At 56.1% G+C, this 23751-nt stretch carries 27 protein-coding genes and 1 tRNA gene; 18 read left to right on the forward strand and 10 right to left on the reverse strand.

Annotated elements, in window-relative coordinates:
* Position 1: 1 nt before the first annotated feature.
* From dprA to AB5Y76_RS07080, 8 genes are all read left to right on the forward strand, one after another.
* The gene (gene dprA, locus AB5Y76_RS07045; protein ID WP_263717842.1) at positions 2-1117 is read left to right on the forward strand and encodes a DNA-processing protein DprA; all 1116 of its coding nucleotides are present in this window, start codon (positions 2-4) and stop codon (positions 1115-1117) included.
* Entirely contained in the window at positions 1110-1583 is a 474-nt protein-coding gene (locus AB5Y76_RS07050) for a DUF494 family protein (protein ID WP_005339699.1), read from the forward strand. Before dprA ends, AB5Y76_RS07050 begins: the two co-directional genes overlap by 8 nt.
* A gap of 55 nt (positions 1584-1638) precedes the next feature.
* Positions 1639-2196, forward strand: coding sequence for a type I DNA topoisomerase (locus AB5Y76_RS07055; RefSeq protein ID WP_263717841.1), 558 nt, complete (start codon positions 1639-1641; stop codon positions 2194-2196).
* Between the two features lie 74 nt (positions 2197-2270).
* Positions 2271-2774 (forward strand): 5-(carboxyamino)imidazole ribonucleotide mutase, encoded by a 504-nt coding sequence (gene purE, locus AB5Y76_RS07060; RefSeq protein WP_005339704.1) that lies wholly within the window; start codon positions 2271-2273, stop codon positions 2772-2774.
* Positions 2775-2909: 135 nt separating this feature from the next.
* On the forward strand, positions 2910-3470 hold the full coding sequence (locus AB5Y76_RS07065) for a Sua5/YciO/YrdC/YwlC family protein (protein WP_263717840.1): 561 nt from the start codon (positions 2910-2912) through the stop codon (positions 3468-3470).
* A gap of 112 nt (positions 3471-3582) precedes the next feature.
* A complete protein-coding gene (gene hemF, locus AB5Y76_RS07070) occupies positions 3583-4491 on the forward strand; it encodes an oxygen-dependent coproporphyrinogen oxidase (RefSeq protein ID WP_139444360.1) in 909 nt (302 codons plus the stop codon).
* A gap of 103 nt (positions 4492-4594) precedes the next feature.
* Positions 4595-5416: a shikimate dehydrogenase gene (gene aroE / locus AB5Y76_RS07075; protein WP_263717839.1), complete on the forward strand. Its 822-nt coding sequence runs from the start codon at positions 4595-4597 to the stop codon at positions 5414-5416.
* A complete protein-coding gene (locus AB5Y76_RS07080; protein ID WP_019445781.1) occupies positions 5413-5673 on the forward strand; it encodes a DUF1488 domain-containing protein in 261 nt (86 codons plus the stop codon). The genes aroE and AB5Y76_RS07080 overlap by 4 nt, the downstream gene beginning before the upstream one ends.
* 776 nt (positions 5674-6449) lie before the next feature.
* On the opposite strand, the gene yihA is transcribed toward AB5Y76_RS07080, so the two are convergent.
* Complete coding sequence (gene yihA / locus AB5Y76_RS07085) at positions 6450-7106, reverse strand: ribosome biogenesis GTP-binding protein YihA/YsxC (protein ID WP_042657324.1); 657 nt, start codon at positions 7104-7106, stop codon at positions 6450-6452.
* Positions 7107-7248: 142 nt separating this feature from the next.
* Here yihA and AB5Y76_RS07090 point away from each other — a divergent pair, with 142 nt between their 5' ends.
* The 4 genes from AB5Y76_RS07090 (at position 7249) to hemN (ending at position 11147) form a co-directional block, all read left to right on the forward strand.
* The gene (locus tag AB5Y76_RS07090) at positions 7249-7866 is read left to right on the forward strand and encodes a cytochrome c (RefSeq protein ID WP_005339710.1); all 618 of its coding nucleotides are present in this window, start codon (positions 7249-7251) and stop codon (positions 7864-7866) included.
* 836 nt (positions 7867-8702) lie between these two features.
* Positions 8703-9290, forward strand: a complete 588-nt coding sequence (gene yihI, locus AB5Y76_RS07095; RefSeq protein ID WP_263717838.1) for a Der GTPase-activating protein YihI — start codon at positions 8703-8705, stop codon at positions 9288-9290.
* An 11-nt stretch (positions 9291-9301) separates the two neighbouring features.
* On the forward strand, positions 9302-9742 hold the full coding sequence (locus AB5Y76_RS07100; RefSeq protein ID WP_005339712.1) for a DUF2489 domain-containing protein: 441 nt from the start codon (positions 9302-9304) through the stop codon (positions 9740-9742).
* A 31-nt stretch (positions 9743-9773) separates the two neighbouring features.
* Positions 9774-11147 carry an oxygen-independent coproporphyrinogen III oxidase gene (gene hemN / locus AB5Y76_RS07105; protein ID WP_263717836.1) on the forward strand — a complete coding sequence of 458 codons (1374 nt, stop codon included), beginning with the start codon at positions 9774-9776 and terminating at the stop codon, positions 11145-11147.
* 737 nt (positions 11148-11884) lie between these two features.
* On the opposite strand, the gene AB5Y76_RS07110 is transcribed toward hemN, so the two are convergent.
* From AB5Y76_RS07110 to AB5Y76_RS07120, 3 genes are all read right to left on the reverse strand, one after another.
* A complete protein-coding gene (locus AB5Y76_RS07110) occupies positions 11885-12253 on the reverse strand; it encodes a hypothetical protein (protein WP_005339715.1) in 369 nt (122 codons plus the stop codon).
* Position 12254: 1 nt separating this feature from the next.
* A complete protein-coding gene (locus tag AB5Y76_RS07115) occupies positions 12255-12902 on the reverse strand; it encodes an AAA family ATPase (protein WP_005339716.1) in 648 nt (215 codons plus the stop codon).
* A gap of 97 nt (positions 12903-12999) precedes the next feature.
* Complete coding sequence (locus tag AB5Y76_RS07120; RefSeq protein WP_263717835.1) at positions 13000-13176, reverse strand: hypothetical protein; 177 nt, start codon at positions 13174-13176, stop codon at positions 13000-13002.
* A 747-nt stretch (positions 13177-13923) separates the two neighbouring features.
* Between AB5Y76_RS07120 and arcA the strand changes: the two genes are divergently transcribed.
* From arcA to AB5Y76_RS07140, 4 genes are all read left to right on the forward strand, one after another.
* A complete protein-coding gene (gene arcA, locus AB5Y76_RS07125) occupies positions 13924-15144 on the forward strand; it encodes an arginine deiminase (protein ID WP_005339718.1) in 1221 nt (406 codons plus the stop codon).
* 62 nt (positions 15145-15206) lie between these two features.
* Positions 15207-16133: a carbamate kinase gene (gene arcC / locus AB5Y76_RS07130; protein ID WP_005339719.1), complete on the forward strand. Its 927-nt coding sequence runs from the start codon at positions 15207-15209 to the stop codon at positions 16131-16133.
* A gap of 79 nt (positions 16134-16212) precedes the next feature.
* A complete protein-coding gene (gene argF, locus AB5Y76_RS07135) occupies positions 16213-17217 on the forward strand; it encodes an ornithine carbamoyltransferase (RefSeq protein ID WP_005339721.1) in 1005 nt (334 codons plus the stop codon).
* 123 nt (positions 17218-17340) lie between these two features.
* Positions 17341-18747 carry a YfcC family protein gene (locus AB5Y76_RS07140; RefSeq protein ID WP_005339725.1) on the forward strand — a complete coding sequence of 469 codons (1407 nt, stop codon included), beginning with the start codon at positions 17341-17343 and terminating at the stop codon, positions 18745-18747.
* 131 nt (positions 18748-18878) lie between these two features.
* Here AB5Y76_RS07140 and AB5Y76_RS07145 read toward each other — a convergent pair whose 3' ends face one another.
* From AB5Y76_RS07145 to AB5Y76_RS07165, 5 genes are all read right to left on the reverse strand, one after another.
* Positions 18879-19370, reverse strand: a complete 492-nt coding sequence (locus AB5Y76_RS07145; RefSeq protein ID WP_263717834.1) for an arginine repressor — start codon at positions 19368-19370, stop codon at positions 18879-18881.
* A gap of 200 nt (positions 19371-19570) precedes the next feature.
* On the reverse strand, positions 19571-20035 hold the full coding sequence (gene pyrI / locus AB5Y76_RS07150) for an aspartate carbamoyltransferase regulatory subunit (RefSeq protein ID WP_005339730.1): 465 nt from the start codon (positions 20033-20035) through the stop codon (positions 19571-19573).
* A 15-nt stretch (positions 20036-20050) separates the two neighbouring features.
* Complete coding sequence (gene pyrB, locus AB5Y76_RS07155) at positions 20051-20971, reverse strand: aspartate carbamoyltransferase (RefSeq protein ID WP_005339735.1); 921 nt, start codon at positions 20969-20971, stop codon at positions 20051-20053.
* Positions 20952-21146, reverse strand: coding sequence for a hypothetical protein (locus AB5Y76_RS07160; RefSeq protein WP_133249581.1), 195 nt, complete (start codon positions 21144-21146; stop codon positions 20952-20954). The genes pyrB and AB5Y76_RS07160 overlap by 20 nt, the downstream gene beginning before the upstream one ends.
* A 99-nt stretch (positions 21147-21245) precedes the next feature.
* Complete coding sequence (locus tag AB5Y76_RS07165; RefSeq protein ID WP_263717832.1) at positions 21246-21788, reverse strand: hypothetical protein; 543 nt, start codon at positions 21786-21788, stop codon at positions 21246-21248.
* A 201-nt stretch (positions 21789-21989) separates the two neighbouring features.
* On the opposite strand from AB5Y76_RS07165, the gene AB5Y76_RS07170 reads away from it, so the two are divergent.
* Positions 21990-22066 (forward strand) — tRNA-Trp (locus tag AB5Y76_RS07170).
* Positions 22067-22223: 157 nt separating this feature from the next.
* Here AB5Y76_RS07170 and AB5Y76_RS07175 read toward each other — a convergent pair.
* A complete protein-coding gene (locus AB5Y76_RS07175; protein WP_263717831.1) occupies positions 22224-23096 on the reverse strand; it encodes a LysR family transcriptional regulator in 873 nt (290 codons plus the stop codon).
* A 100-nt stretch (positions 23097-23196) separates the two neighbouring features.
* Here AB5Y76_RS07175 and AB5Y76_RS07180 point away from each other — a divergent pair, with 100 nt between their 5' ends.
* Entirely contained in the window at positions 23197-23694 is a 498-nt protein-coding gene (locus AB5Y76_RS07180; protein WP_047440377.1) for a lactoylglutathione lyase family protein, read from the forward strand.
* Positions 23695-23751: the final 57 nt, after the last annotated feature.

Consider the following 23751-nt stretch of genomic DNA (forward strand, 5'->3'; position numbering starts at 1 on the left):
CGTGAATTACCCCGACGCGCGTCTGGCGCTCTGGCTAACTCTCGATGCGGTCACCGGTATCGGTCCGGTGACCGCTGCACGTCTTTTGGAGCGGGCCGGGGGAAGTATTGAGGCCCTGTTTCAGAGCGATGAAGCGCAACTGCATGGTATGGGGCTGTCGTCAGAACAGATCAAACAACTGCGCTGGCCCTCGCCGGTGGTTGAGCAGAGCTTGGCTTGGGCCGCGTTGCCTGACAATATCCTTATTCCGCAAGATCACCCGATTTATCCACCCTTGTTGCGGGAGATTCCCGCGGCCCCCCTGTTGCTCTACTGTCGTGGAGATCTTGCTGCGCTGTCGCTACCCCAGCTGGCAATGGTGGGGACACGCCATCCTACCTATGCAGGCAAAGATAATGCCTCCCGCCTCTGTAGCGAGCTGGTTGGATGCGGGTTAGCCATCACCTCGGGCCTTGCTCTTGGTATCGATGGTGTCTGCCATCAGCAAGCGCTGGCTGGTGGCGGTATCACCCTTGCTGTGTTGGGCTCCGGGCTGGATTGCCTCTACCCCAAACGCCATCAGGTGCTGGCAGGCCAGATTCTGGAGAAAGGTGGCTTGCTTATCTCCGAGCTGGCGCCGGATAAAGGGCCGCTGGCTGAACATTTTCCTCGTCGCAACCGTATTATCAGTGGTCTGTCGCTGGGAACTCTGGTGGTGGAGGCGACCGAGCAGAGCGGTTCGCTGATCACCGCCCGCTATGCGCTTGAACAGGGGCGCGAAGTGTTTGCAGTGCCCGGCGCCGCACAAAATGCTCAGGCGATAGGGTGCAACAGATTAATTCAGCAGGGTGCCAAACTTGTGCTGAGTGCTGCCGATATAGTGGAAGAGCTGCCAGAGTGGGTCGCACGGCCACATTCGTCGGTCATACCATCTGAGCAACCGCATAATAGCGAATTGCCTTATGCCGATTTGTTGGATAACGTAGATTATGAGACCACGAGCGTGGATACCGTTGCCGAGCGGGCCCAGCTTCCTGTCGAAGTGGTATTGGGCAGGTTGGTAGAGCTGGAGCTGGCCGGTGCAGTGATGGCGGTAGCCGGTGGATACGTCAGAGCGAGGAGGGCGAATCATGTTTGATGTATTGATGTACCTTTTCGAGACCTACATCCACAGCGATGCAGATGTGATGGTCGAGCAGGATGAGCTCACCGATGAGTTGAGCCGGGCCGGTTTCGATAAAGAAGAGATCGATAAGGCGCTCGACTGGCTGGAGCGACTGGCCAATCTGCACGATAGCGAGCGGGAGGTCTATGTCACCGCCAGTGCGCAAGGCTCGATGCGTATCTATGCTCCGCAAGAGCTGGCACGCCTCAGCACCGAGTGCCGCGGCTTCCTGCTCTTTCTGGAACAGGCCCAGGTGCTGAATGCCGAAACCCGCGAGATCTGTATCGAGCGCCTGCTCGAGCTGGACAAGCCGGATATCGAGCTGGATGACCTGAAGTGGGTCGTCATGATGGTGCTGTTCAACGTACCGGGCAGTGAAAATGCCTACCAGCAGATGGAAGAGCTGGTGTTTGATGAGTCAGACGGCGTCATTCACTGACAGTCCGGTGCCGCGCTGGTAGAATTCAGGCCATCTGGATTTCAAGGCGCGGCCCATGTCAAAAATCGATCATCACCTCTTTTCAGCCCACGAACATGCCTTCGAGCGCGAGCCGTGCCCGCAGTGCGGGGCCGAGCTGGTGATCCGCCAGGGCAAACATGGCCCCTTTCTCGGCTGTTCTGCCTATCCTGCCTGTGATTACATACGCTCCCTGACGCCATCCGGCCGCGACATCGAAAAGGTGCTCGAAGGCTCTGCCTGTCCCGATTGCGGAGAGCCGCTGGCGATCAAGAAGGGGCGTTACGGTCTGTTTGTCGGTTGTACCCAGTATCCGGCCTGTCAGCACATCGAATCCCTGCAGGAGAGCGATGATACCCAGATCCTCTGCCCCGAGTGCGGCAAGGGGCATCTGGTGAGCCGCACCTCCCGCTACGGCAAGCAGTTTTACTCTTGTGATGGCTATCCACACTGCAAATATGTGGTGAACGACAAGCCGATCCCCATGCCTTGTCCCACGTGTGGCTGGGGCATCATGGTAGAGAAAAAAGTGAGGGGAACGCTGCGTTGGGTCTGTCCGCAAAAGAAATGCGGCCACCAAAATGAGCAGGTATAATCCCGCCGCCGCAACCGGATTGAAACGTTTTCGGTGAACTTCAACCCCCCACTTGGAGTAAGGAAATTCCCACCATGAATAAACCCTTTGTTGCCGTATTGATGGGCTCTGATTCTGATTTCCCCGTGATGCAAACCACCCTCGAGGTGCTCAAGTCATTTGATATTGCAGTGGAAGTCAAAGTCACCTCCGCGCACCGCACGCCGGCTGCGACCCATCAGTATGTGACCGATGCCGAGGCCCGTGGCTGCAAGGTCTTTATCTGTGCTGCCGGTCTGGCGGCGCATCTGGCGGGTGCCGTAGCCGGCATCACGACTCGTCCCGTGATCGGGGTGCCCATCGATGGTGGCCCGCTCAAGGGGCTGGATGCGCTACTCTCCACCGTGCAGATGCCGGGTGGTGTACCGGTAGCGACCGTGGCGATCGGCAAAGCCGGTGCCAAGAACGCAGGTTATCTGGCAGCCCAGATGCTGGCAGTAGCCGATGATGAACTGGCGGCCAAGGTTCGGGCCGAACGCCAGAAGAATGCCGAAGAGGTGATGGCCAAGGATGCCGCCCTGCAGGCTCAACTCAAGTAAGTGAATGGGGGGCGATCCGGATGTGTCGTATTTTTCCTGTGCTACAGCAAAACGTCACTTTGTTGTGGTCGCCGCCGTATGGATTCAACTTGCTACTAAGTGACGAGGCGGCAGCCAGGCTGCCGCATTTTTCCTATGCCAAATGAATTTGAAGAGGCAGTTGCCGCCCTCCAGCAGGAAGGGGTGATTGCCTATGCGACTGAGGCCGTGTTTGGTCTGGGTTGTGATCCCGACTCCGAAGTGGCGGTGCAGCGACTGCTGGCCATCAAACAGCGTCCGGTTGAGAAGGGGTTGATCCTGATTGCTGCCGACGTAGAGCAATTGCAGGATTACATCGATCTGAGCCAACTTAGCGGTGAACAACTGGCTCGGGTTGAAGCAAGCTGGCCCGGCCCCTTTACCTGGATCATGCCTGCCCGTGCAACGACGCCGGCCTGGCTGACCGGGCAGTTCGAGACCCTGGCGGTGCGCGTGACGGCTCATCCTCAGGTGCAGGCGTTGTGCCGTGCCTTTGGCAAGCCGCTGGTCTCTACCAGCGCCAACCTGACCGGTGAGGAGCCTGCCCGTCGGGTGGCCGATATTGGTGAGCGGCTGGCAAGCAAGTTGGCCTATATCCTGCCCGGTGAAGTGGGTGGTCAAGCTAACCCCTCCGAGATCAAGGACGCCCGAACCGGCGCCATTATCCGCCCCTCCTGAGCTGGCGGATACGTCATGATTTGCTATCAATCTGCTGAGTGGTGAGCTCACCGGATTGATTTAACTATAAAAATGGACAGGGCGTTCACGATCCTGCCTGACTGGAGACAAGATGAGCAAACCGGATGTGGCCCAGGTCAAGGCCTTCCTGTTGCAGTTGCAGGACGAGATCTGCCGTGGTCTGGAGCAGGCCGACGGCAGTGGACTCTTTGTGGAAGATGCTTGGAGCCGTGAAGGCGGTGGCGGTGGTCGCACCCGTGTGCTGCGCCACGGCGCGGTGATCGAGCAGGGGGGCGTCAACTTCTCCCATGTCTATGGCGATGCCATGCCTGCCTCTGCTACAGCCCATCGGCCCGAGTTGGCCGGTCGCAAGTTCGAGGCTATGGGCGTGTCGCTGGTGATCCATCCGCACAACCCCTATGTGCCGACCAGCCACGCCAACGTCCGTTTCTTCATCGCCGAGAAAGAGGGTGAAGAGCCTATTTGGTGGTTTGGCGGTGGCTTCGATTTGACGCCCTTCTACCCGTTTGCCGAGGATGTCCAGCATTGGCATCAGGTCTCCCGTGATCTCTGCCAACCCTTTGGTGATGAGATCTACCCCGAGTTCAAATCCTGGTGCGATCGCTACTTCTTCCTCAAGCACCGCAACGAGACGCGAGGGGTGGGCGGTCTCTTCTTCGACGATCTTAATCGCTGGCCTTTTGCCGACTGCTTTGCCTTTATGCAGGCGGTAGGTCGAGGTTATCTCGATGCCTACCTGCCGATCATTGAACGACGCAAGGCACTGCCCTATGGCGAGCGGGAGCGGGAGTTCCAGCTCTATCGTCGCGGTCGTTATGTGGAGTTCAATCTGGTGTATGACCGTGGCACCCTGTTCGGGCTGCAGACCGGCGGACGTACCGAGTCGATCCTGATGTCGATGCCACCGCTGGCACGTTGGGAGTATGACTGGCAGCCGGAGGCGGGCACTCCTGAAGCCTTGCTCTACACGGATTACCTCACGCCACGAGAGTGGCTGTGACTCGAGGGACCATGATGGTCCCTTTTTACTGGCCGTTATTCGGCTTGTTCCCGAGTGCGAAAACCCGTTAAATCGGAATATTGCCCTCTGATGGAACTCTTTGATGGATCGTTATCTGGTTTTTGGCCACCCGGTGCGCCACAGCAAGTCCCCCTTCATTCACACCCTGTTTGCCAGACAAACCCAGCAAGAGCTGGAGTATGGGCTGGCTGAACCCGCCGTCGACGAGTTTGCCCAAGCCCTGCGCACCTTCTTTGACCAAGGGGGAAAGGGATGCAATGTCACCGTTCCCTTCAAGGAGCAGGCATTCACTCTGGTCGATTGCTTGAGCCCGAGGGCCAAGCGGGCGGGCGCGGTCAATACCATCAAGCTGACCGATGATGGCGTGTTGCTGGGGGATAATACCGATGGCGCTGGATTGGTCGCCGATCTCAAGTCCCATGGGGTGACGTTGGCGGATAGCCGGATCCTGCTGCTGGGTGCCGGCGGCGCGGCTCGTGGTGCATTGGCGCCGCTGCTGGCAGAGCTGCCGAGCGAGCTGGTGATCGCTAACCGCACCCACGCAAAAGCGCAACAGTTGGCTGCCGAATTCCACGATCTGGGGCCTGTGACTGCCCAGACCTATGAGCTGTTGGCTGGGCCATTCGATCTCGTCATCAATTCTACTTCTGCCAGTCTGCAAGGGGAGCTGCCACCGTTGGCCCCTGCCCTGATCCACACTGATATTGCCATCTACGACATGATGTATGGCGCCTCGGATACGGCGTTTATCTGTTGGGCCAAACAGCATGGGGCCCGTCAAACCATGGATGGACTCGGCATGCTGGTGGAGCAGGCTGCCGAAGCGTTTACCGTGTGGCGCGGAATTCGTCCCGGGACTAAACAGGTATTGAGAGAGTTGAAGCGTAACTTGGGGGTGATATGAACCAGGGTATTCTGTTTCCTGATCTGATGGAGTGGCAGGCTGACGAACAGCGGGTGCGTTTTCCTGCCCAGCAGATGGGGGCGCTGATAGATTGTTACATCAGTCAGCGGCGGCTGGAGAGAATGACAGGTCTGGCGCTGACGAGGGAGGATGACATCGTCAGAGCCTTCGAAAGTGTACGTTTTGATATTGAAGATATGGCTGAAAAACTCATTGAAGAACAAGAGTTTGCTGAAGATGGCGCTATCTACCTCTGATTTTTCAAAGTTTTTTTGTTTTGTAGCGGAACTACTTTGAAATGGCGCTGACTAACTAGATAGTTGAGGAAGTGCTAGCTAGTCACCTTTATAACTCCCCGGTATTCGTACTGGGGATTTTTTTATCTGTATGAAAATAAAAGATTTTTTCTTAATCTGTAAGTTGTGAAACTAAATTACATAAATTACTTTCACTTTCTGCTGCTTTGCTGTACAGTTGTCTGCGTAGGGTACAGAGGTAAGATGTTCTATCTTTCAGACCTTTTATTTCACGTAATTGAATGTGGCTGAATAGCTGCCCCGATGAGGTTCTCGTCGGGGTGTTTTTTTATGCGCGGCATTTAGAGTAAATGCTTTAAATTAGCGATGCATTTGATAGAATGAGGCTGCTTCTTGAGGAATACCTGTCGTCTGGTACTCAAGATTCAGCTTCTTCCCAATTTTTTGAACTTATTATTTCAGGCTGGATGGCATCACTGTCGTCCGGCCTCATTTTTATCCCTCTCGGTTAGATTTTGTAATTAAATTTCATTTTGGTCTCTTTTTGTAATTCTGGTTCGTTGTGAAAGAACAGATTTGAAAACGTTATCAACGTCTCCTTAAGTTAATTTCCACCATGAATTAACGATCTATCTATATGAACTGTAAGCGGTAATGGATATAACTGGGGAGGCGAATGCGGGGTGTTTGTCGTGAGGCAGGTGAAAGCGGCAATCTGAAACCCTTTCAATCAGCGGAGGAGTGCTCCGCCAATTGCAAGGAGAGCGAGGAGTGGATTACTCCTCGACAGGTTGTTGTTCGTCAGCGTCCAGCAGGTCGGTATCGTCACCACTGACGTACCATTCGGTTAGGGTTTGCGCCAGCTTCTCCACACCGATGTTGGTGAGGGAGGAGAACGCTTCAACCTGGATCTGGGAACCGAGGTTGGCAACAGCCTGGCGCACCTTGATCACCTGGTTGTTGCGCGGACCCGGGCTCAGTTTGTCAGCCTTGGTCAGCAACAGCATGACGGGCAACTGACGGTGTGAACTCCACTCCAGCATGTTCATGTCGGTATCTTTGAGCGGGTGGCGGATGTCCATCAGGATCACCAGACCTTTCAATGACTCACGGCGCTGCAGATACTCTGCCAGTGACTTTTGCCACTTGAGCTTCATTTCCAGCGGAACTTGCGCATAACCATAACCCGGCAAGTCGACCAGACGCTTGCCCGGTTCCAGCTCAAACAGGTTGATCAGCTGGGTACGTCCGGGTGTCTTACTGGTGCGCGCCAGGTTCTTGTGTTTGGTTAAGGTGTTCAATGCAGATGACTTACCGGCGTTGGAACGGCCGGCAAACGCGATCTCGACACCCCCATCATTTGGCAGGTGACGGATGTCGGGTGCGCTGGTCACAAAATGCACCTTATTGAAATTCAGAGTTTGTGTATCCAACGTAAATTCCCCATGGAGATAGAGGGTTATAGAGTTACTTTTTTGTAAAATGGTGTAAAATAGCGTCGCTTAAACGCGTTTATTTTAACATGCCTTCAGCGGCATGGGATCTGGAAGCCTAATAACGAAAAGTTGGAACGCCATGAAGAACCTAGTCATTACTCTTGCTCTGATGGTTGGCGTAACGGGGATGGCACAAGCCAAGGGCGATGCCGCTGCGGGACAGACCAAGGCTGCCGTTTGTGCGGCTTGTCATGGACCGGACGGAAACAGCCTGGTTGATATGTACCCCAAAATTGCTGGTCAGCACGCATCATATATCAAAAAGCAGTTAGTTGAACTGAAGGCTGCTGCTTCTGGTCAAATTGGCCGGGTTGCGCCAGTGATGGGGCCGATGGCGTTACCTTTGTCGGAACAGGACATGGATGACCTGGCGGCTTATTTCTCCAGCCTGAAGGTTACCCCTATCGCTGTCCCTGACGACGTGGTCGAAGCGGGCAAGGCACTCTATATGGGTGGTGACATGAGTCGCGGTCTGGCAGCTTGTACGGCTTGCCATGGTCCCCGTGGCTCTGGTGTCGAACAGGCGAAGTATCCCAACCTGTCCGGCCAGCATCCTGCCTATATCAAGGCTCAGCTCACCGCATTCCGTGCCGGGACGCGTGACAACGATCCGAATGGCATGATGCGGGATGTTGCCAAGAAACTGACTGATCAGGATATCGAAGCCCTCTCCAAATATGTGGCGGGTCTGCACTGATATAGTCGATACGGTCGATTTGAGTTGAAACGGGGAGCTTGGGCTCCCCGTTGTTTTTATGGCTTTCAGATAATTCTCGGTTTAATCCCCCCGTTCTGTAAGAGATCTCCCATTCTCAAGGCAGGTCAAGGCTCATAAAATTGCATAAAATATTAAATAATCATTATTTATCAATAAATTATATGAGTATTGATATTTTTCGACATGTTGAGAATGTTTTGAGTGGATTGAGCCGCTTTATAGAGTTGGTACAGTAGGCTTAATGGATTCACCCACGGATTGGGTGGCGGTTTCACGACAGGGTGTTGTGAGCAGAGGATGGCTGGCGTGGCGGGATGCCATGGGCTCGGATGAGCTGGCAAAGGATTGAAGGATCAGGATGGTGACCATCTCCGGAGCGGGATGGGGTTGCGGGATGCAGACTCCCCGGCACGATGGCAGGATGCGGTCGAGACGGGTCAAACAGGCACACGCACATTCAGGAACGACCAATATAAGGTCAGGATGACCACACAACGATATGATGCGGCGACAAGTTGTCACGGAGAGGACGAAACAGATTGTTTTGCCATTCAGGATGGCGCACGCATGAACATATCAAGGCAGCTTCGGCTGCCTTTTTTCTTTTGGGTCATTAACCCGATTAGCCATTCTGTGTCAAAATACCAGCAACATGCCCAGAGGATACCGATCCTGCGGTGTTCAGTGGCCTGATTGGGCCGGATTGGTGCGGGATCCTGCTCTTGTTCCAGCCTTACTGTTCCTCGCATCGTATCCCACCGGGTGAGATCATCCCGGGTACGGGTCAAACCAGTTATTTTCGGAGTTAGCCATTCATGTCTGCCAAACAACCCACTCGCAAGCCTACTGGCAAGCGCAAAGAATCTGATGTCAGTGCTCAGGAAGGCCGTGAGCGTAAACGGGCTGCCAAGCGCAAGGGCCTGAAGGCTGGTTCTCGTCAGCAAGTTGAACAGCCGAAGAACAAGTCTGGCAACAGCCAGTCCAAAGATCCGCGTATCGGTTCCCGCAAGCCGGTAGTACTGGTGGTGGATGACAAACAGAAGAAGCCGGCAGTACCCAAGGCGGTGAAAGAGAAGAAGCTGGTGATGACGCCCGAGCAGGAGCTGGCTTCTATCGAAAACGATGACCGCTTGAATGATCTGCTGGATCGTCTTGATGCCGGTGAATCCCTGGAAGCGGCCGAGCAGGCCTGGGTTGATCAGCGTGTCGACCGTTATCAGGAGCTGATGGATGAGCTGGGCATCATCGACAACGACGATGATGAAGATGATGAGCTGCCGTTTGATGATGGCGATGACGCCGAGTTCGACGAGCAGAAACCGGCCTCCGAAGAGGAGTTGTGGGACCGTTTCAACCAGGTCGATTTCAAGCCGGAACCCAAGCCTGAGCCGAAGAAAAAGTGATGAGTGGATGGATGCTGGCCGCCCTGTTGGGCGGCCTGATTTTGTCAGGATTGGCCATCTATGCAGGCATGCTGCTGGCCAGGCTGAGACGACAGCAAGCGATGCAGTGGCAGGCGATTACCGCTCGCAATGAGCGAATTCTGGAGAGCGTACGGGTCATTGCCCATGCGGTGCAGGAGGGGCAGTGCGATTACTCCGAAGGCGCCATTCGGCTGACCAATCTGCTGGATGCGTTGCAGATCAAGGGGGGGCGAGCGTTCGTTGCCGAGTTCCCGGGTCTGTACGGGCTGTATGAGAAGGTGAAAGATATGCCGACTCATGAGGCCAGACGCGCCCTCAAGCGCAATGAAGTGATGAAGATGGATCTCGAACGCAGCGGCTACGAGGCCGAGCTGGAGGCTCAGATCCTCAAGGATGTGGCCCAGCTGAAGGATTTTCAGTTAGGTCGGTGAGCCAACAATAACAACAAGAGAGGAAGCGAGCGTGCAAGCAGAACAGATTGTGTGGGATCAGGCCCTGATCGAAAAATATAACTACAGTGGCCCGCGATACACCTCTTATCCCACTGCGCTGGAGTTCAACGAGAGCTTCGGCTATCCGGATTTTGTCCGCGCTGCCGGCCAGTATCCCGAGCGCAATCTGTCGCTCTACGTGCACATCCCTTTCTGTCACAAGCTCTGCTACTACTGCGGCTGCAACAAGGTCATTACCCGTCATCAGCACAAGGCTGACGAGTATCTCGACTACCTGGAGCAGGAGATCAAGGCGCAAGCCCCGCTCTTCAAGCACCGTCTGGTCACCCAGCTGCACTGGGGTGGCGGTACACCCACCTATCTGGATGAAGCGCAAACGCGCCGTCTGATGGCCATGCTGCGTGAGCACTTCTATTTCGCCGAAGAGGGGGAGTTCAGCATCGAGGTCGATCCGCGCGAGATTGCCATTACCATGCTGGATGTGCTGCGAGATGTCGGCTTCAATCGCATCAGCCTTGGGGTGCAGGACTTCAACAAGAATGTACAGGTCGCGGTCAACCGCGAGCAGGACAACGACTTTATTAAAGCCATGTTGGAACGAGCCCGTGAACTTGGCTTCCGCTCGACCAACCTCGACCTTATCTATGGCCTGCCGCATCAGGATCGTGCCAGCTTCCACCATACGCTGGAAGAGGTGCTCAAAACGGATCCGGCGCGCCTCTCCATCTTCAACTATGCCCATCTGCCGAGCCGCTTTGCCGCCCAGCGCAAGTTGAAAGAGGTGGATATGCCTGCGCCGCAGGAGAAACTGGCCATGCTGCAGGACACCATCGCCTTCCTCACCGGTCAGGGTTACCAGTTCATCGGCATGGACCATTTTGCCAAACCAGATGACGAACTGGCGGTCGCGCAGCGCGAGGGCAAGCTGCACCGCAACTTCCAGGGCTATACTACTCAAGGTGATTGCGATCTGCTGGGGCTGGGGGTCTCCTCCATCAGCATGATCGGTGATGCCTACTCCCAGAACCAGAAAGAGCTCAAGACCTATTACGCACAGGTTGCAGAGCTGGGTCATGCCCAGTGGAAAGGCTGCTCGCTCAATCAGGATGACCTGATCCGTCGTGAGGTGATCAAGCGGCTCATCTGTGATTTCCGTCTGAACTTTGCCGCTGTCGAACAGGCGCACGGGCTCAATTTCAGAGAGTATTTTGCCGACGATCTCAAGCTGCTGCAGACCTTCATCAACGATGGATTGGTGCGTATGACGGAGGATGGTCTGGAGGTCTCCTCCACCGGGCAGCTGCTGATCCGCAATATCTGCATGTGTTTCGACGTGTACTTGCGCAACAAGGCGCGCCAGCAACAGTTCTCTCGCGTGATATAAGCTTGTTTGCCGATTAGAAAACAGAAAAGGGCGCCATCGTGGCGCCCCTTTCATATGTATTTTTGCTTAAGCAGCGGGTTGGGAAGGTTCTGGTAAGAAGTCTCTGCGCTGAGGCAAGCAATTGAGAGCCAAGCAAGGGGACGGTGAAATGCAGATAAAAAGATGGGGGCGACTTGCGTCGCCCCCGGTAGTCGTATCGCTCAGATCCTTGAACGAAGTTGCTCCCTGCAATCCCTGACTGTTTACCTCTTCCTTTAGGTTTCCCCTTCCCAATCCTTTGGGGTGTCCTTTAGCCATCTTGGCCTGACGAGTCATCCTGTCCCGTCGCACTTTCTCCGTCCTGGGAGGTGTCCTTTACCACATCCTGTGGTGAGTCCATTTGCCCAACCCTGGCAGCCAGTCTTCCTGACCGACTTCATTGCGTCCGTGCATGAGTAACTATAAGGATTTTCTAACCGGCTACAACGCCAGATTGGAAAACGTTTTTGTCATTAGCTATTTCGAAAGTGGTGAGTTTCGATTTATTCATTTATAAACAGCTAGTTAAGTTTCTCGTATTCATGTTTTAAGATCTTATCTTCCGATTATCTCGGGGATCTTTTAGGCTGTTGGCTTACATATGGAATGGCAGATCTCTTACAGCACGTTTTGGTTGCTTCAGAAACAGATTTTGCAGTCTGATGATGGTCATTCGGGGTGAGTTGGTGAGGCACACAAAGAGCTGTTGAATGGAGAAATTATGAGCGCTGGTTGAGTCGCTCATAGATGGTCTGACGCTCCTCAGGAGTCAGCGAAGAGAAGTAGTGGGTAAAGAGGCGCAGCAACAGGGACTTGTTCATGCCGTCTTGCTGGGTCAGATTACCCAGCTCGTCGATGGCCACCGTGCTCATGGAGAAGGTGGCTTTTTTGTAGCTGGGCTTCAGGTGCTCACCACTCTCGATAAAGGCCAGCGCCGACAAGGCTTCGTCACGATGCAGGCCCAGTTCGAGGCTGACCACCTTGGGTTTGCCCTTGGCGTAGAACTCCGCATCTTCGATAAATTCGTCGACGGTGAACTTCTTCTGGTGATGCAGCTGGTGCTTTTTCTTCAGATCGGCCAGACCCATCTCACACCCCCACTTGCAGGAACTCTTTGGCGATGGCCCGGATCTCTTCGGCGGATTTGCCATCCGGTTCGATCTCCATCACCGACAGTCCCTTCTCTTCGCTGTCGTCATAGACATTGCGGCCGTAGGTGATGGCGTTCAGGACGTCGACACCGAACGAGGAGCAAACCTCTTTCGCTTCCAGAATGCGTTTTACCTGATTGGGCAGGGCGGGGCACTGGGTCAGCACTACGGCTGCATTGAGGGTCGGGTTGACCATCTTGCAGGTGGTGATGAGATCTTCCATGTGGGGCAGGGTCTTAAGGTCGCGGCGTTTCGGACGCAAGGGGATCAGGGCGTGGGTGGCGACAGCCATAGTGGAGCGCAGTGCCCGGTTGTCTTGCCCGCCGCAATCGACGATGACGTAGTCGTAGCGGTTTTTCAGGCTGAGCAGGTCGTTGCGAATATTGCCATAGAGCTGTACGCAGTTGATTTGTGGCAGCTCCGGGTTGTCATTGCGCTCCTGAATCCAGTCAGAGGTGGTGCGCTGCGGGTCGCAGTCGACCAGTAACACCTCCCCCTGAAATTGGGATCTGAGGTAGACCGCCAGATTTTGTGCCAGGCAGCTCTTGCCACTCCCCCCCTTCTCTCCACCGACCAACAAGATCATGACGTTCCCCTATCCATGAGAAAACCGCTGATTTCAGTATAGGAGGGGCCAGTCTCATCACAAGGCGAGAGGAGTGATGCTCCTCTCGTTGTTTCGACTAGTAATGGACGCTGCCTCCCTGCCAGCGGCAGACATAGTCAGGCACCAGCATCTGGGGGGCCTTGTCGACATGGCATACCACCATGGGCATGGCAGGGGTTCCTTCAGCCTGACTGAGGGTGGGGAGCGCAGAGAGCAACAAAGTCGCGAGCAGCAGCATGGGTTTCATCTTCATAACAACTCCTTGGTAGTACCATTCCTGTGTGATCTGGATCACTTTCTGAGTTAAGTCGAGGTTGGCGCCAGTGCAAGGTGAGACGAATAAATTCAATTAATGAAAAAAGTATCAAAAGGCGTTGTGGTGACCGAAGAGGATGGCTGCCCACCTCGATGCGGACTTTGTGCATATTAAGTTGAACCGCACAAATAGGTGGTGACTGATGAGGCCTGGCCTGATGGGGTTGGCATCAATGCCATGATCTGGAACAAGAAAAGATTTATGCAGTGAATGTGGTTGAGGTGAGTATTTATTTCTACCGCGCTCCCCTCGTCACGGCGATGTATTCAATACCTAGGGAGTAATATTCAAATTCTATTTATCCTTTCATTTATTATTATGATTTTTAAAGGTTTTTATTATTTGAATTTAATCGCTCCAGTGAGTTGGCATGAATAAAAAATGAATCAACTTGAAATATAGCGGGGTGGTTTTGCATGGTTATTCGGTGCGATTTGTTTGGAAAATGCGCAATTTGCTACCGGGGTCATAGATTGGATGGTGAATATATTCAGTTATGAGTGAATGTGATCAATGTCTAAGTTTGTCGTGATTCGCAGGGCTAACCTCGGTCTCGAAAGGCAAGGGCAGGATAGAACATAAGCCGATTACCCTACATAAAGAATATCCCGCCTTAGCCACGAGCATGAATAGAAGGAATCTATTCAATCACTCGCAGGGACCACTGCTAGACGGAATATAATCATGAGCAAATTTTATGTAGGTTCTGAAGTTGGCCAATTGCGCCGTGTCATGTTGCACCGCCCCAACCTCAGTCTGAAGCGTCTGACTCCTTCCAACTGCCAGGATCTGCTGTTCGATGACGTCCTGTCTGTTGAACGTGCCGGTCAGGAGCACGACAAATTCGCTCAGGTACTGCGCGATCAGAATGTCGAAGTTTTCCTGCTGACCAATCTGCTGGCCGAAACCCTGGATGTGCCGGAAGCCAAAACCTGGCTGCTGCAACATCAGGTCTCCGACTATCGCCTCGGCTCTTCTTTTGCCAACGACGTGCGCTGCTTCCTGGCTGACATGCCGCATCGCGAATTGGCCCGCATTCTCTCCGGCGGCCTGACTTACTCCGAGATGCCCTACAGCGGTGTCAACATGGTAGTGGGCATGCATGCTCCGACCGATTTCATCATCGAGCCGCTGCCCAACCACCTCTTCACCCGTGACACCTCCTGCTGGGTTTATGGCGGCGTCTCCATCAACCCGATGGCCAAGCCGGCTCGTCGCCGCGAGACCAACCATGTGAAGGCCATCTACCGCTGGCACCCGATGTTTGCCGGTCAGGACTTCATCAAGTACTTCGGTGACGAGGAGCGTGACTACGACAACTCCACCATCGAGGGTGGCGACGTACTGGTTATCGGCCGCGGCGCCGTGCTGATTGGTATGTCCGAGCGCACCACCCCGCAAGGTGTCGAGCATCTGGCTCGCAGCCTGTTCAAACACGGTCAGGCCAAACAGGTCATCGCCATGGAGCTGCCGAAACACCGCAGCTGCATGCACCTGGATACTGTTATGACCCACATGGACATCGACACCTTCTCCGTCTATCCGGAAGTGATTCGCAAGGACGTGCAGTGCTGGAGTCTGACTCCGGGCGGCGCTACCGGCATGAACATCAAGGAAGAGGGCTACTTCGTCACCGCTATCGAGAAAGCACTGGGCGTCGATCAGCTGAAGATCATCACCACTGGCGGTGACAGCTTCGAAGCCGAACGCGAGCAGTGGAACGACGCCAACAACGTACTGACCGTACGTCCCGGCGTGGTGGTGGGTTACGAGCGCAATACCTACACCAATGAGAAATATGACAAGGCCGGTATCACAGTTCTCTCCATTCCGGGTGATGAACTGGGCCGTGGCCGCGGCGGCGCCCGCTGCATGAGCTGCCCGATGGAACGCGACAGCATCTGATGAGACGGCGTGGCGCCGGCAGAAGCTGGCGCCACACAGAACCAAACTCGAGATTAACCACTATGAAAAAACCAACTGTCGTCGTCGCTCTGGGTGGCAATGCACTGCTCCGTCGTGGTGAGCCACTGGAAGCGGATATCCAGCGCAAGAACATCGCAACTGCCGCCAAGACCATCGCCCTGATCGCTCAGGAGTACAACGTGGTGCTGGTGCATGGCAACGGCCCGCAAGTCGGCCTGCTGGCCCTGCAGAACAGCGCCTACACCAAGGTATCCCCCTATCCGCTGGATGTGCTGGGTGCCGAGTCCCAAGGCATGATCGGCTACATGCTGATCCAGGAGCTGAAAAACCTGATGCCGAGCCGCAACGTCACCGCTCTGCTGACTCAGGTTCAGGTCGATCCCAAGGATCCGGCGTTTGCCAATCCGACCAAATTTATCGGCCCCGTCTACGAAGAGGCTGAAGCCCGCACCCTGGCAGAAGAGAAGCACTGGGTGGTCAAGGCTGACGGCAAGTTCTTCCGCCGCGTAGTGCCGTCCCCGCTGCCCCAGCGCATCGTCGAAGGCGATGCCATCGAAACCCTGATTGCCCAAGGCCACCTCATCATCTGTACCGGTGGTGGCGGTATCCCTGTGACTTGGGATGGCCAGAGCCTGACCGGTATCGAAGCCGTCATCGACAAGGACATGTCTGCCGCCTATCTGGCCAAGCAGATCAAGGCCGACGCCCTGCTGATCCTGACCGACGCCGATGCCGTCTATCTGGATTGGGGCAAACCGACCCAGCGTCCGCTGCGAGTCACCAGCCCGGACGAGCTGGCCGGGGTCAAGTTCGACGCAGGTTCCATGGGGCCGAAAGTCGAAGCCTCCTGTGAATTTGTCAAAGCGACCGGCGGCATGGTCGGCATCGGCTCGCTGGAAGATGGCCTCGCCATCCTCAAGGGTGAAGCCGGCACCAATATCGTCGCCACCCGCACCGTACATGCGTAATTACCGATATCTGTACTGAGAATGCGTAGTCAACACTACTGCCCGAACTGGTCTGAAACATATATAGAGAGAACTCATCATGGCTTTTAATCTGCGTAACCGTAACTTCCTGAAACTGCTGGACTTCACCCCGCGCGAAATCCAATACATGATCGACCTGGCCATCGACCTGAAAAAAGCCAAATACGGTGGCTACGAGCGCAAGCATCTGGTCGGCAAGAACATCGCCCTGATTTTCGAGAAGACCTCCACCCGTACTCGTTGTGCGTTTGAAGTTGCGGCCTTCGACCAGGGCGCGCAAGTCTCCTACCTTGGCCCAAGCGGTTCCCAAATCGGTCACAAGGAGTCCATGAAGGACACCGCCCGTGTACTGGGTCGCATGTATGACGGTATCGAATACCGCGGCTACGGTCAGGAGATCGTGGAAGAGCTGGGCGCCTACGCCGGTGTCCCGGTCTGGAACGGCCTGACCAACGAATTCCACCCGACCCAGATCCTGGCCGACTTCATGACCATGCTGGAGCACGGCAAGGGCAAGCGTCTGGATCAAATCAAGTTCGCCTACCTGGGTGATGCCCGCAACAACATGGGTAACTCCCTGATGGTCGGCGCCGCCAAAATGGGCATGGACATCCGTCTGGTCGCGCCGAAAGCCTTCTGGCCGGAAGAAGAGCTGGTTGCCAAGTGCCGCCTGATCGCCGAAGAGACCGGCGCACGCATCACCCTGACCGAAGATGTGAAAGAGGGTGTGCTGGGTGCTGACTTCCTCTACACCGACGTCTGGGTATCCATGGGTGAAGCGAAAGAAGCCTGGGATCAGCGCGTCAAACTGATGACTCCGTATCAGGTCAACATGGATGTCATCAACGCCACCAAGAACCCGGATGTGAAGTTCATGCACTGCCTGCCGGCGTTCCACAACGACGAGACCACCATGGGCAAGGAAGTGGCTGACAAATATGGCATGAAAGGCCTGGAAGTGACCGAGGACGTGTTCGAATCCGAGCACAGCATCGTGTTCGACGAGGCCGAAAACCGGATGCACACCATCAAGGCAGTGATGGTTGCTACGCTGGGCGACTAAGGTCGCAGTAGTGGTGCCGGGGGGCGACCCCCGGCTTTTCGACCATGTGACAGCGGCATAATACCTCTAACCCTACAACCCGCAGCCTGCATGGATACCACACCCACAGAAGGAAGCTGGACCATGACCAAATTCAAGTTCCCGTCAGCCTACACGATACTGTTTGTGCTGATCGCCCTGGTGGCCGCCCTGAGCTGGATAGTGCCGGCCGGCAAATACGAGATGACCATGAACGAAGCCCTCGGCAAAGAAGTGCCGGTGGCGGGTACCTACAAACTGGTGGAGGGGAATCCCCAGGGGATCGTCGACGTGCTGCTGGCACCTATCGATGGCCTCTACAACCACGACACCTATGAGGCAGGCGCCATCGACGTCTCCCTCTTTATCCTGATCATCGGTGGTTTTCTTGGCATTGTGACCAAGACAGGTGCCATCGATGCCGGTATCGAACGTGTGACCGACCGTCTGCGTGGCCGTGAAGAGTGGATGATCCCGATCCTGATGGCGCTGTTCGCCGCAGGCGGCACCATCTACGGCATGGCCGAAGAGTCGCTGCCTTTCTACACCCTGCTGGTGCCGGTGATGATGGCCGCCCGCTTCGACCCTGTGGTGGCAGCGGCAACCGTATTGCTGGGCGCCGGTATCGGTACTCTCGGTTCCACCATCAACCCGTTTGCGACAGTGATTGCCGCCAACGCCGCCGGTATCTCCTTCACCGATGGTATCTGGCTGCGCGTTGCCATGCTGGTCGCCGGTTGGCTGCTCTGTGTTGCCTACGTCATGCGTTACGCCAAGATGGTGCGCAGCGATCCGAGCAAATCCCTGGTGGCTGACAAGTGGGAAGAGAACCGTGCCCACTTCCTTGGCAACAAGAGCGACCAGATGCTGGAGTTCACCCTGACCCGTAAAATCGTGCTGGGTATCTTCGTCGCCGCCTTCGCCGTGATGATCTACGGTGTGGCCGTGCTGGGCTGGTGGATGGCGCAGATCTCCGGCGTGTTCCTGGCTGCCGCCATCATCGTTGGTCTCATCTCCCGCATGAGCGAAGAGGAGCTGACCTCCAACTTTATCGACGGTGCTCGCGACCTGCTGGGTGTGGCGCTGATCATCGGTATCGCCCGCGGTATCGTGGTAGTGATGGATAACGGCATGATCACTCACACCATTTTGCACAGTGCAGAAGGGATCGTGACCGGCCTCTCCACCATCGTCTTTATCAACGTGATGTTCGTGCTGGAAGTGGTGCTCTCCTTCCTGGTGCCGTCCTCCTCCGGTCTGGCTGTACTGACCATGCCGATCATGGCGCCGCTGGCCGACTTCGCCAACGTGGGCCGCGATCTGGTGGTGACTGCTTACCAGTCAGCCTCCGGTCTGGTGAACCTGGTGACCCCGACTTCCGCCGTGGTCATGGGCGGTCTGGCCATCGCCAAGGTGCCTTATGTGCGCTGGCTGAAGTGGGTGGCTCCGCTGCTCGGTATCCTGACCGTGCTGATCGTGGTCTGCCTGAGCCTGGGCGCCGTGCTCTCCTGAGGGATAACAAACAAGATGAAACGGGAGCCTGCGGGCTCCCGTTTTTTATGGGCGCAAGAAGTGATGGACACAAAGTCGCAGGCAACAAAAAGGCGACCCGAAGGTCGCCTCGATGCATTCGATGAAAGGGGTTAGCGGGCCTGCGCCAGGGTGCGCACCACGGCGGCGTGGGCCTGACGGGTACGGCTGATATGGCGCGGCGCGACCAGCACTACATCGTTGCCCGCGACGGCGCCCATGATCTCGGGATTGGCGTTGCGATCCAGCAGGCGAGCCACCACGGTGGCGGCCCCCGGAGTGGTGTGGATCAGCACCATCTGCTGGTTGTGTACCACTTCGCGCACCATGTCGTGGATCGAGCGGGTACTGCCGGCGGGTTCCAGCTGCTCATCGACCAGGGTGTAGACCTTCTTGCCGCTGGCATTCTGGGCCTTGGCGACGCCGAGGCGGCGCAACAGACGGGAGATGGTGGATTGGCTGATGTCGGCAAAGCCGCGCTCCGACAGCTCACGGCGGATCTCTTCCTGGGTGCTGTAGCAGTGCTGACCGATGATCTGGCGACAGGCATCCAGCTGGGCCAGATCGGGCTCTTGGGCAACGGGACGACTGAGGGTTTTGACCACGGCGAATTCCTTTGATGATGACCGGAGGTAAACGCGCGATATCTGCCATAGCAGTCAGTTATCAGGCAAAAACACTGATAATCCATCTATATGCAGGGAATGAGCGGGCATTACCATCTTGCGATGGCAAATTATAGCTGACTGGAAATTCGGTGATGTGACAGGGTTCAAAAATGGGCCCCGCAGGGCCCAATCAGATATCAGTAACGCTCGCTGACGATGTCCTGAGTGAAGGACTTCTCGCAGTATTTGCACTTCATCCGCACCACGCCTTTCACTTCGCGCACCCGGAAGTAGCTGTCCACCGGCTCGTTGTGGGAGATGCAGTTGGAGTTGGGGCAGTGGAACACCCCGGCGATGAACTCCGGCAGCTCAAGCTGGTGCTTCTTCACCACATTGAAGTCTTCGATGATGTTGACGGTCGCTTTCGGGGCGAACAGCGCCAGCTGGTTGGCTTGCTGTTCGGTCAGGCGGGTGTTCTCAATCTTGATGAGATCCTTCTTGCCCAGCGCGCCGGATTTCAGGTTGAAGCCGACGGTGATCCGCTCCTGGGTTTCGACCAGCTGGAACAGCTTGAGGATCTTGATGCCCTGGCCAGCGGGGATGTGATCGATGACGGAGCCGTGACGGATGGCTTCGACTTGCAGTTGGTTCTTGTCAGACATGATATTCCCCTAAGCTCAGACAGTTTCGTTCAGTACCAGTGCCAGCAGCGCCTGGCGTGCATAGACCCCGTTCTCCGCCTGCTGGAAGTAGCAAGCGTGGGGAGTCTTGTCGACCGCTACATCGATCTCGTCGACGCGGGGCAGGGGATGCAGGATCTTCATGGTGGGCTTGGCCCCTTCCAGAGTCGCCAGCTCCAGAATGAACTTGGCAGCCATGTGCTTGTATTCAGTCTCGTCGAAGCGCTCTTTCTGGACGCGGGTCATGTAGAGGATGTCCAGCTCCGGCATCACCTCTTCCATGGTCTGGTGGACGCTGAACTGGATACCCTTCTCTTCCAGCTCTTCGCAGATGTAGTCCGGCATCGCCAGCGCTTCCGGGGAGATGAAGAAGAAGCGGCAGTTGAACAGGCTGAGGGCCTGGGCCAGCGAGTGCACGGTGCGGCCATATTTCAGGTCACCGACGAAGGCGACGTTGAGGTTGTCCAGACGACCCTGGGTCTCATGGATGGTGAACAGGTCGAGCAGGGTCTGGCTCGGATGCTGGTTGGAGCCGTCGCCGCCGTTGATGACCGGCACGCGGGAGAACTCGGAGGCCAGACGGGCCGCGCCCTCTTTCGGGTGGCGCATCACCACCGCATCCGAGTAGGAGCCGATGATCTTGATGGAGTCAGCCAGCGTCTCGCCTTTCTTGGCGCTGGTGTTGCCACCGTCGGCGAAGCCGATGATGTTGCCGCCAAGGCGCTGTACCGCGGTCTCGAACGAGAGGCGGGTGCGGGTGGAGGCTTCGAAGAAGCAGCTGGCAACCAGCTTGTCTTTCAACAGGCTGGTGTCAGGTTCAGCCTTCAACCGTTGTGCGGTTGAGACTACCAGTTCCATTTCTGACCGGGTCAGGTCCGAAATGGAGATGACATGTTTCTTATAGAGTGGATTGGTCATCGTCTGCATTCCCTTTGACATCATTGGAGGTTTTTCGGGCACAAAAAAAAGCCCCTGAAACAGGGGCTTTTTTTAAAAATAACTGGGGATCTTTGGGGTGGGAACCGGAAACAACGGGGCCGCTCTGGTGCGCACCACCCGTCTGCAAGGCTGTTTTCTGAATCAAAAACTGCATCGTTTCGTCCCGACCTTTTTCAAAACCGGACAGATTATAGGGCCGCTTTTTTAATTGTCAAAATTTTATTTACGATGCCAATTTCAGCATGAAAAACGTTTAAGTGGCGGAAACATGACGACAAATCCACACTTTGTGCGTCTCTTGCAGCGATTCCCCATCGCGGGCCATGGCGCGCAAATAACCGAGTCTGTGGTGCCCTTCCAGCAGGCAGTAGGGGCGGGGCAGGGGATGACCGTTCGGGTAGCTGGAACCCTCTTCCGGCACCAGCACGATGACAGGTTCGGGCCAGGTGCCTTCGCTCAGCATCTTCTCGCCGAGCCAGGAGCGACGCACATAGCGGTTGCTGCGCAGCATCTCGCCCCAGCGCTCGATCACCTCCATATGGCGGGAGTCCACCTGATCCACCAGTTGCACGGTGGGCCAGCTTTCACAGGTGAACTGATGGTTGGCGAGATCGATAAAGCTCCAGTTGGACTCAAAACCGCGCCAATGGCGGTAAATCCACTGGGAAAGCACATTTTCAGGAATAAAGGGCACCAGCGGCGCGACCCGTTCAAGATAGGCGGGCAGGGACTCTGTCTTGCGTTCATCCCTGAAGTTGAGGGGCGCCAGTTGTTGGAGCAGTCGGTAATTGAGCATAAGTGGCCTCCCGGTACCTGATTTCACCCTACCCCCATTTATGTCCCATTCCTACCCCGGCAGGGCTGCAAATACAGCAAGTTATCCCGCTTTGCTGCACAAACAAGCGCGACTTGTTCGGGATTTGTGCAATCGCATCGAAAGCGTAAAAAAAGCCTTTACCTTTGATCTCCACTTTGTATACTACGCCTCGTTTGTTGCAGGGGCGTAGTTCCAATTGGTAGAACAGCGGTCTCCAAAACCGATGGTTGCGGGTTCGAGTCCTGCCGCCCCTGCCATTTTCAGAAAGGCCAGCTCATTGAGCTGGCCTTTCGCATTTCCGGCGTTCGCCAATTTATCCCTCTCTCCTTTCTCTTCTCTCTTCTCTCTTCTCCTTCTAGCCGCTAGCCCCGGTGACTGTGGCCACATTGATCTCGATGTCTGCCGCAAGAGCGTTCAATGTGCAGCAACCCGCTGTTTCAGGACGGTGACCAGCCTCTGGTGGCGGGCGGGGAGCGGCCACTCGGCGCGGTAGATCAGCCAGAGGGTGTCGATCACTTCAATGCTGCTCTGGATCACCCGGATCTTCTCCTGCTGGGCAAAGGCGGTGACGGCGAAGCGGGGCAGTACGGTAAAGCCAAGGCCACGGGCGACCGGCTCCAGGATCAGGCCGATCTGGTTGGTAAAGCCGCGCAGGGGGATCTCGTCAACGCGCTGGCCGGGGTAGCGTCGTCCCAACAGGCGTTGTGCCATGCTGCGGCCATCCGGGTGGTCGATAAAGCCGAGCTGACAGAGGTGCTGCCAGCTCTGCTCCTCGCCGTCGTTGGGCACCACCAGACAGAGGGGCTCGCGGGCGAAGGGCTCGGCGGCGATGCTGGGGTGTTCAGGCGGTTGATCCACCAGTCCCAGATCGCTGCGCCCTGCCAGTACCGCCTGCACTATGTCGGGGGTGGGGGCAAAGCGGTGCTGGATGGTGAGTCCGGGGTGCTCCTGTTGCTGGTCGAGCAGCAGGGGATAGAGCAGCAGACCGATGCTACCCGGGGTGGACAGGGTGATGGCGCCGTGGTGAGGGTCATCGTCAGAGAGGCGTGCCCGCAGCTGTTCGGCGGCCTGCGCCTGCTGGCGGGCGAAGTCGAGCAGCATCAGCCCGCGCGGAGTGAGCTCCAGCTGACGGGGCTTGCGCAGCAGCAGGGGGCCAAATTCGGCCTCGAGGCGCGATATATGCTGACTGACGGCGGCCTGAGTGAGATCCAGCCGCTCGGCGGCACGGGTAAAACTGCCGGTTTCATGCACCACCACCAGGGTGTGGAGCCAGAGTGGATTAACCATAAATTTAATTTATGCCTTCCATTAGTTTGACCTTATTTTTCATTATGTCGCCCCTTCCTATCATGTCACCTGTTTCCCACACACAATTTCAAGGTGACGTATGACCTATCCACGTAACTTCTCCCACATCGGCATCACGGTGACTGACCTCGACAAGGCAGTCGAGTTCTATACCAAGGTGATGGGCTGGTATCTCATCATGCCGGCGACCACCATCACCGAGGATGACTCCGCCATCGGCGTGATGTGCAACGACGTGTTTGGCCCGGGCTGGGGCTCCTTCCGTATCGCTCATCTCTCCACCGGCGACAAGATCGGCATCGAGCTGTTCGAGTTCCCCAACAGCGAGCGCCGTGAGAACAACTTCGAATTCTGGAAGAGCGGGGTGTTCCACTTCAGCGTGCAGGATCCGGATGTCGAGGGGCTGGCGGCGCGCATCGTCGCGGCGGGCGGCAAGCAGCGGATGCCGGTGCGCGAGTACTACCCGGGCGAGAAACCCTACCGCATGGTCTACATGGAAGATCCCTTCGGCAATATCGTCGAGATCTACAGCCACAGCTATGAGCTGACCTACTCCGCCGGTGCATATCAGGGGTAAGTGACAGGCCGCCTTCGGGCGGCCTGTCGCTTTGTTGTTACAACAGTCAGTAGCATG

It is taken from the genome of Aeromonas sp. R1-2 (assembly GCF_040908505.1).
Lineage (GTDB): Bacteria > Pseudomonadota > Gammaproteobacteria > Enterobacterales > Aeromonadaceae > Aeromonas > Aeromonas veronii.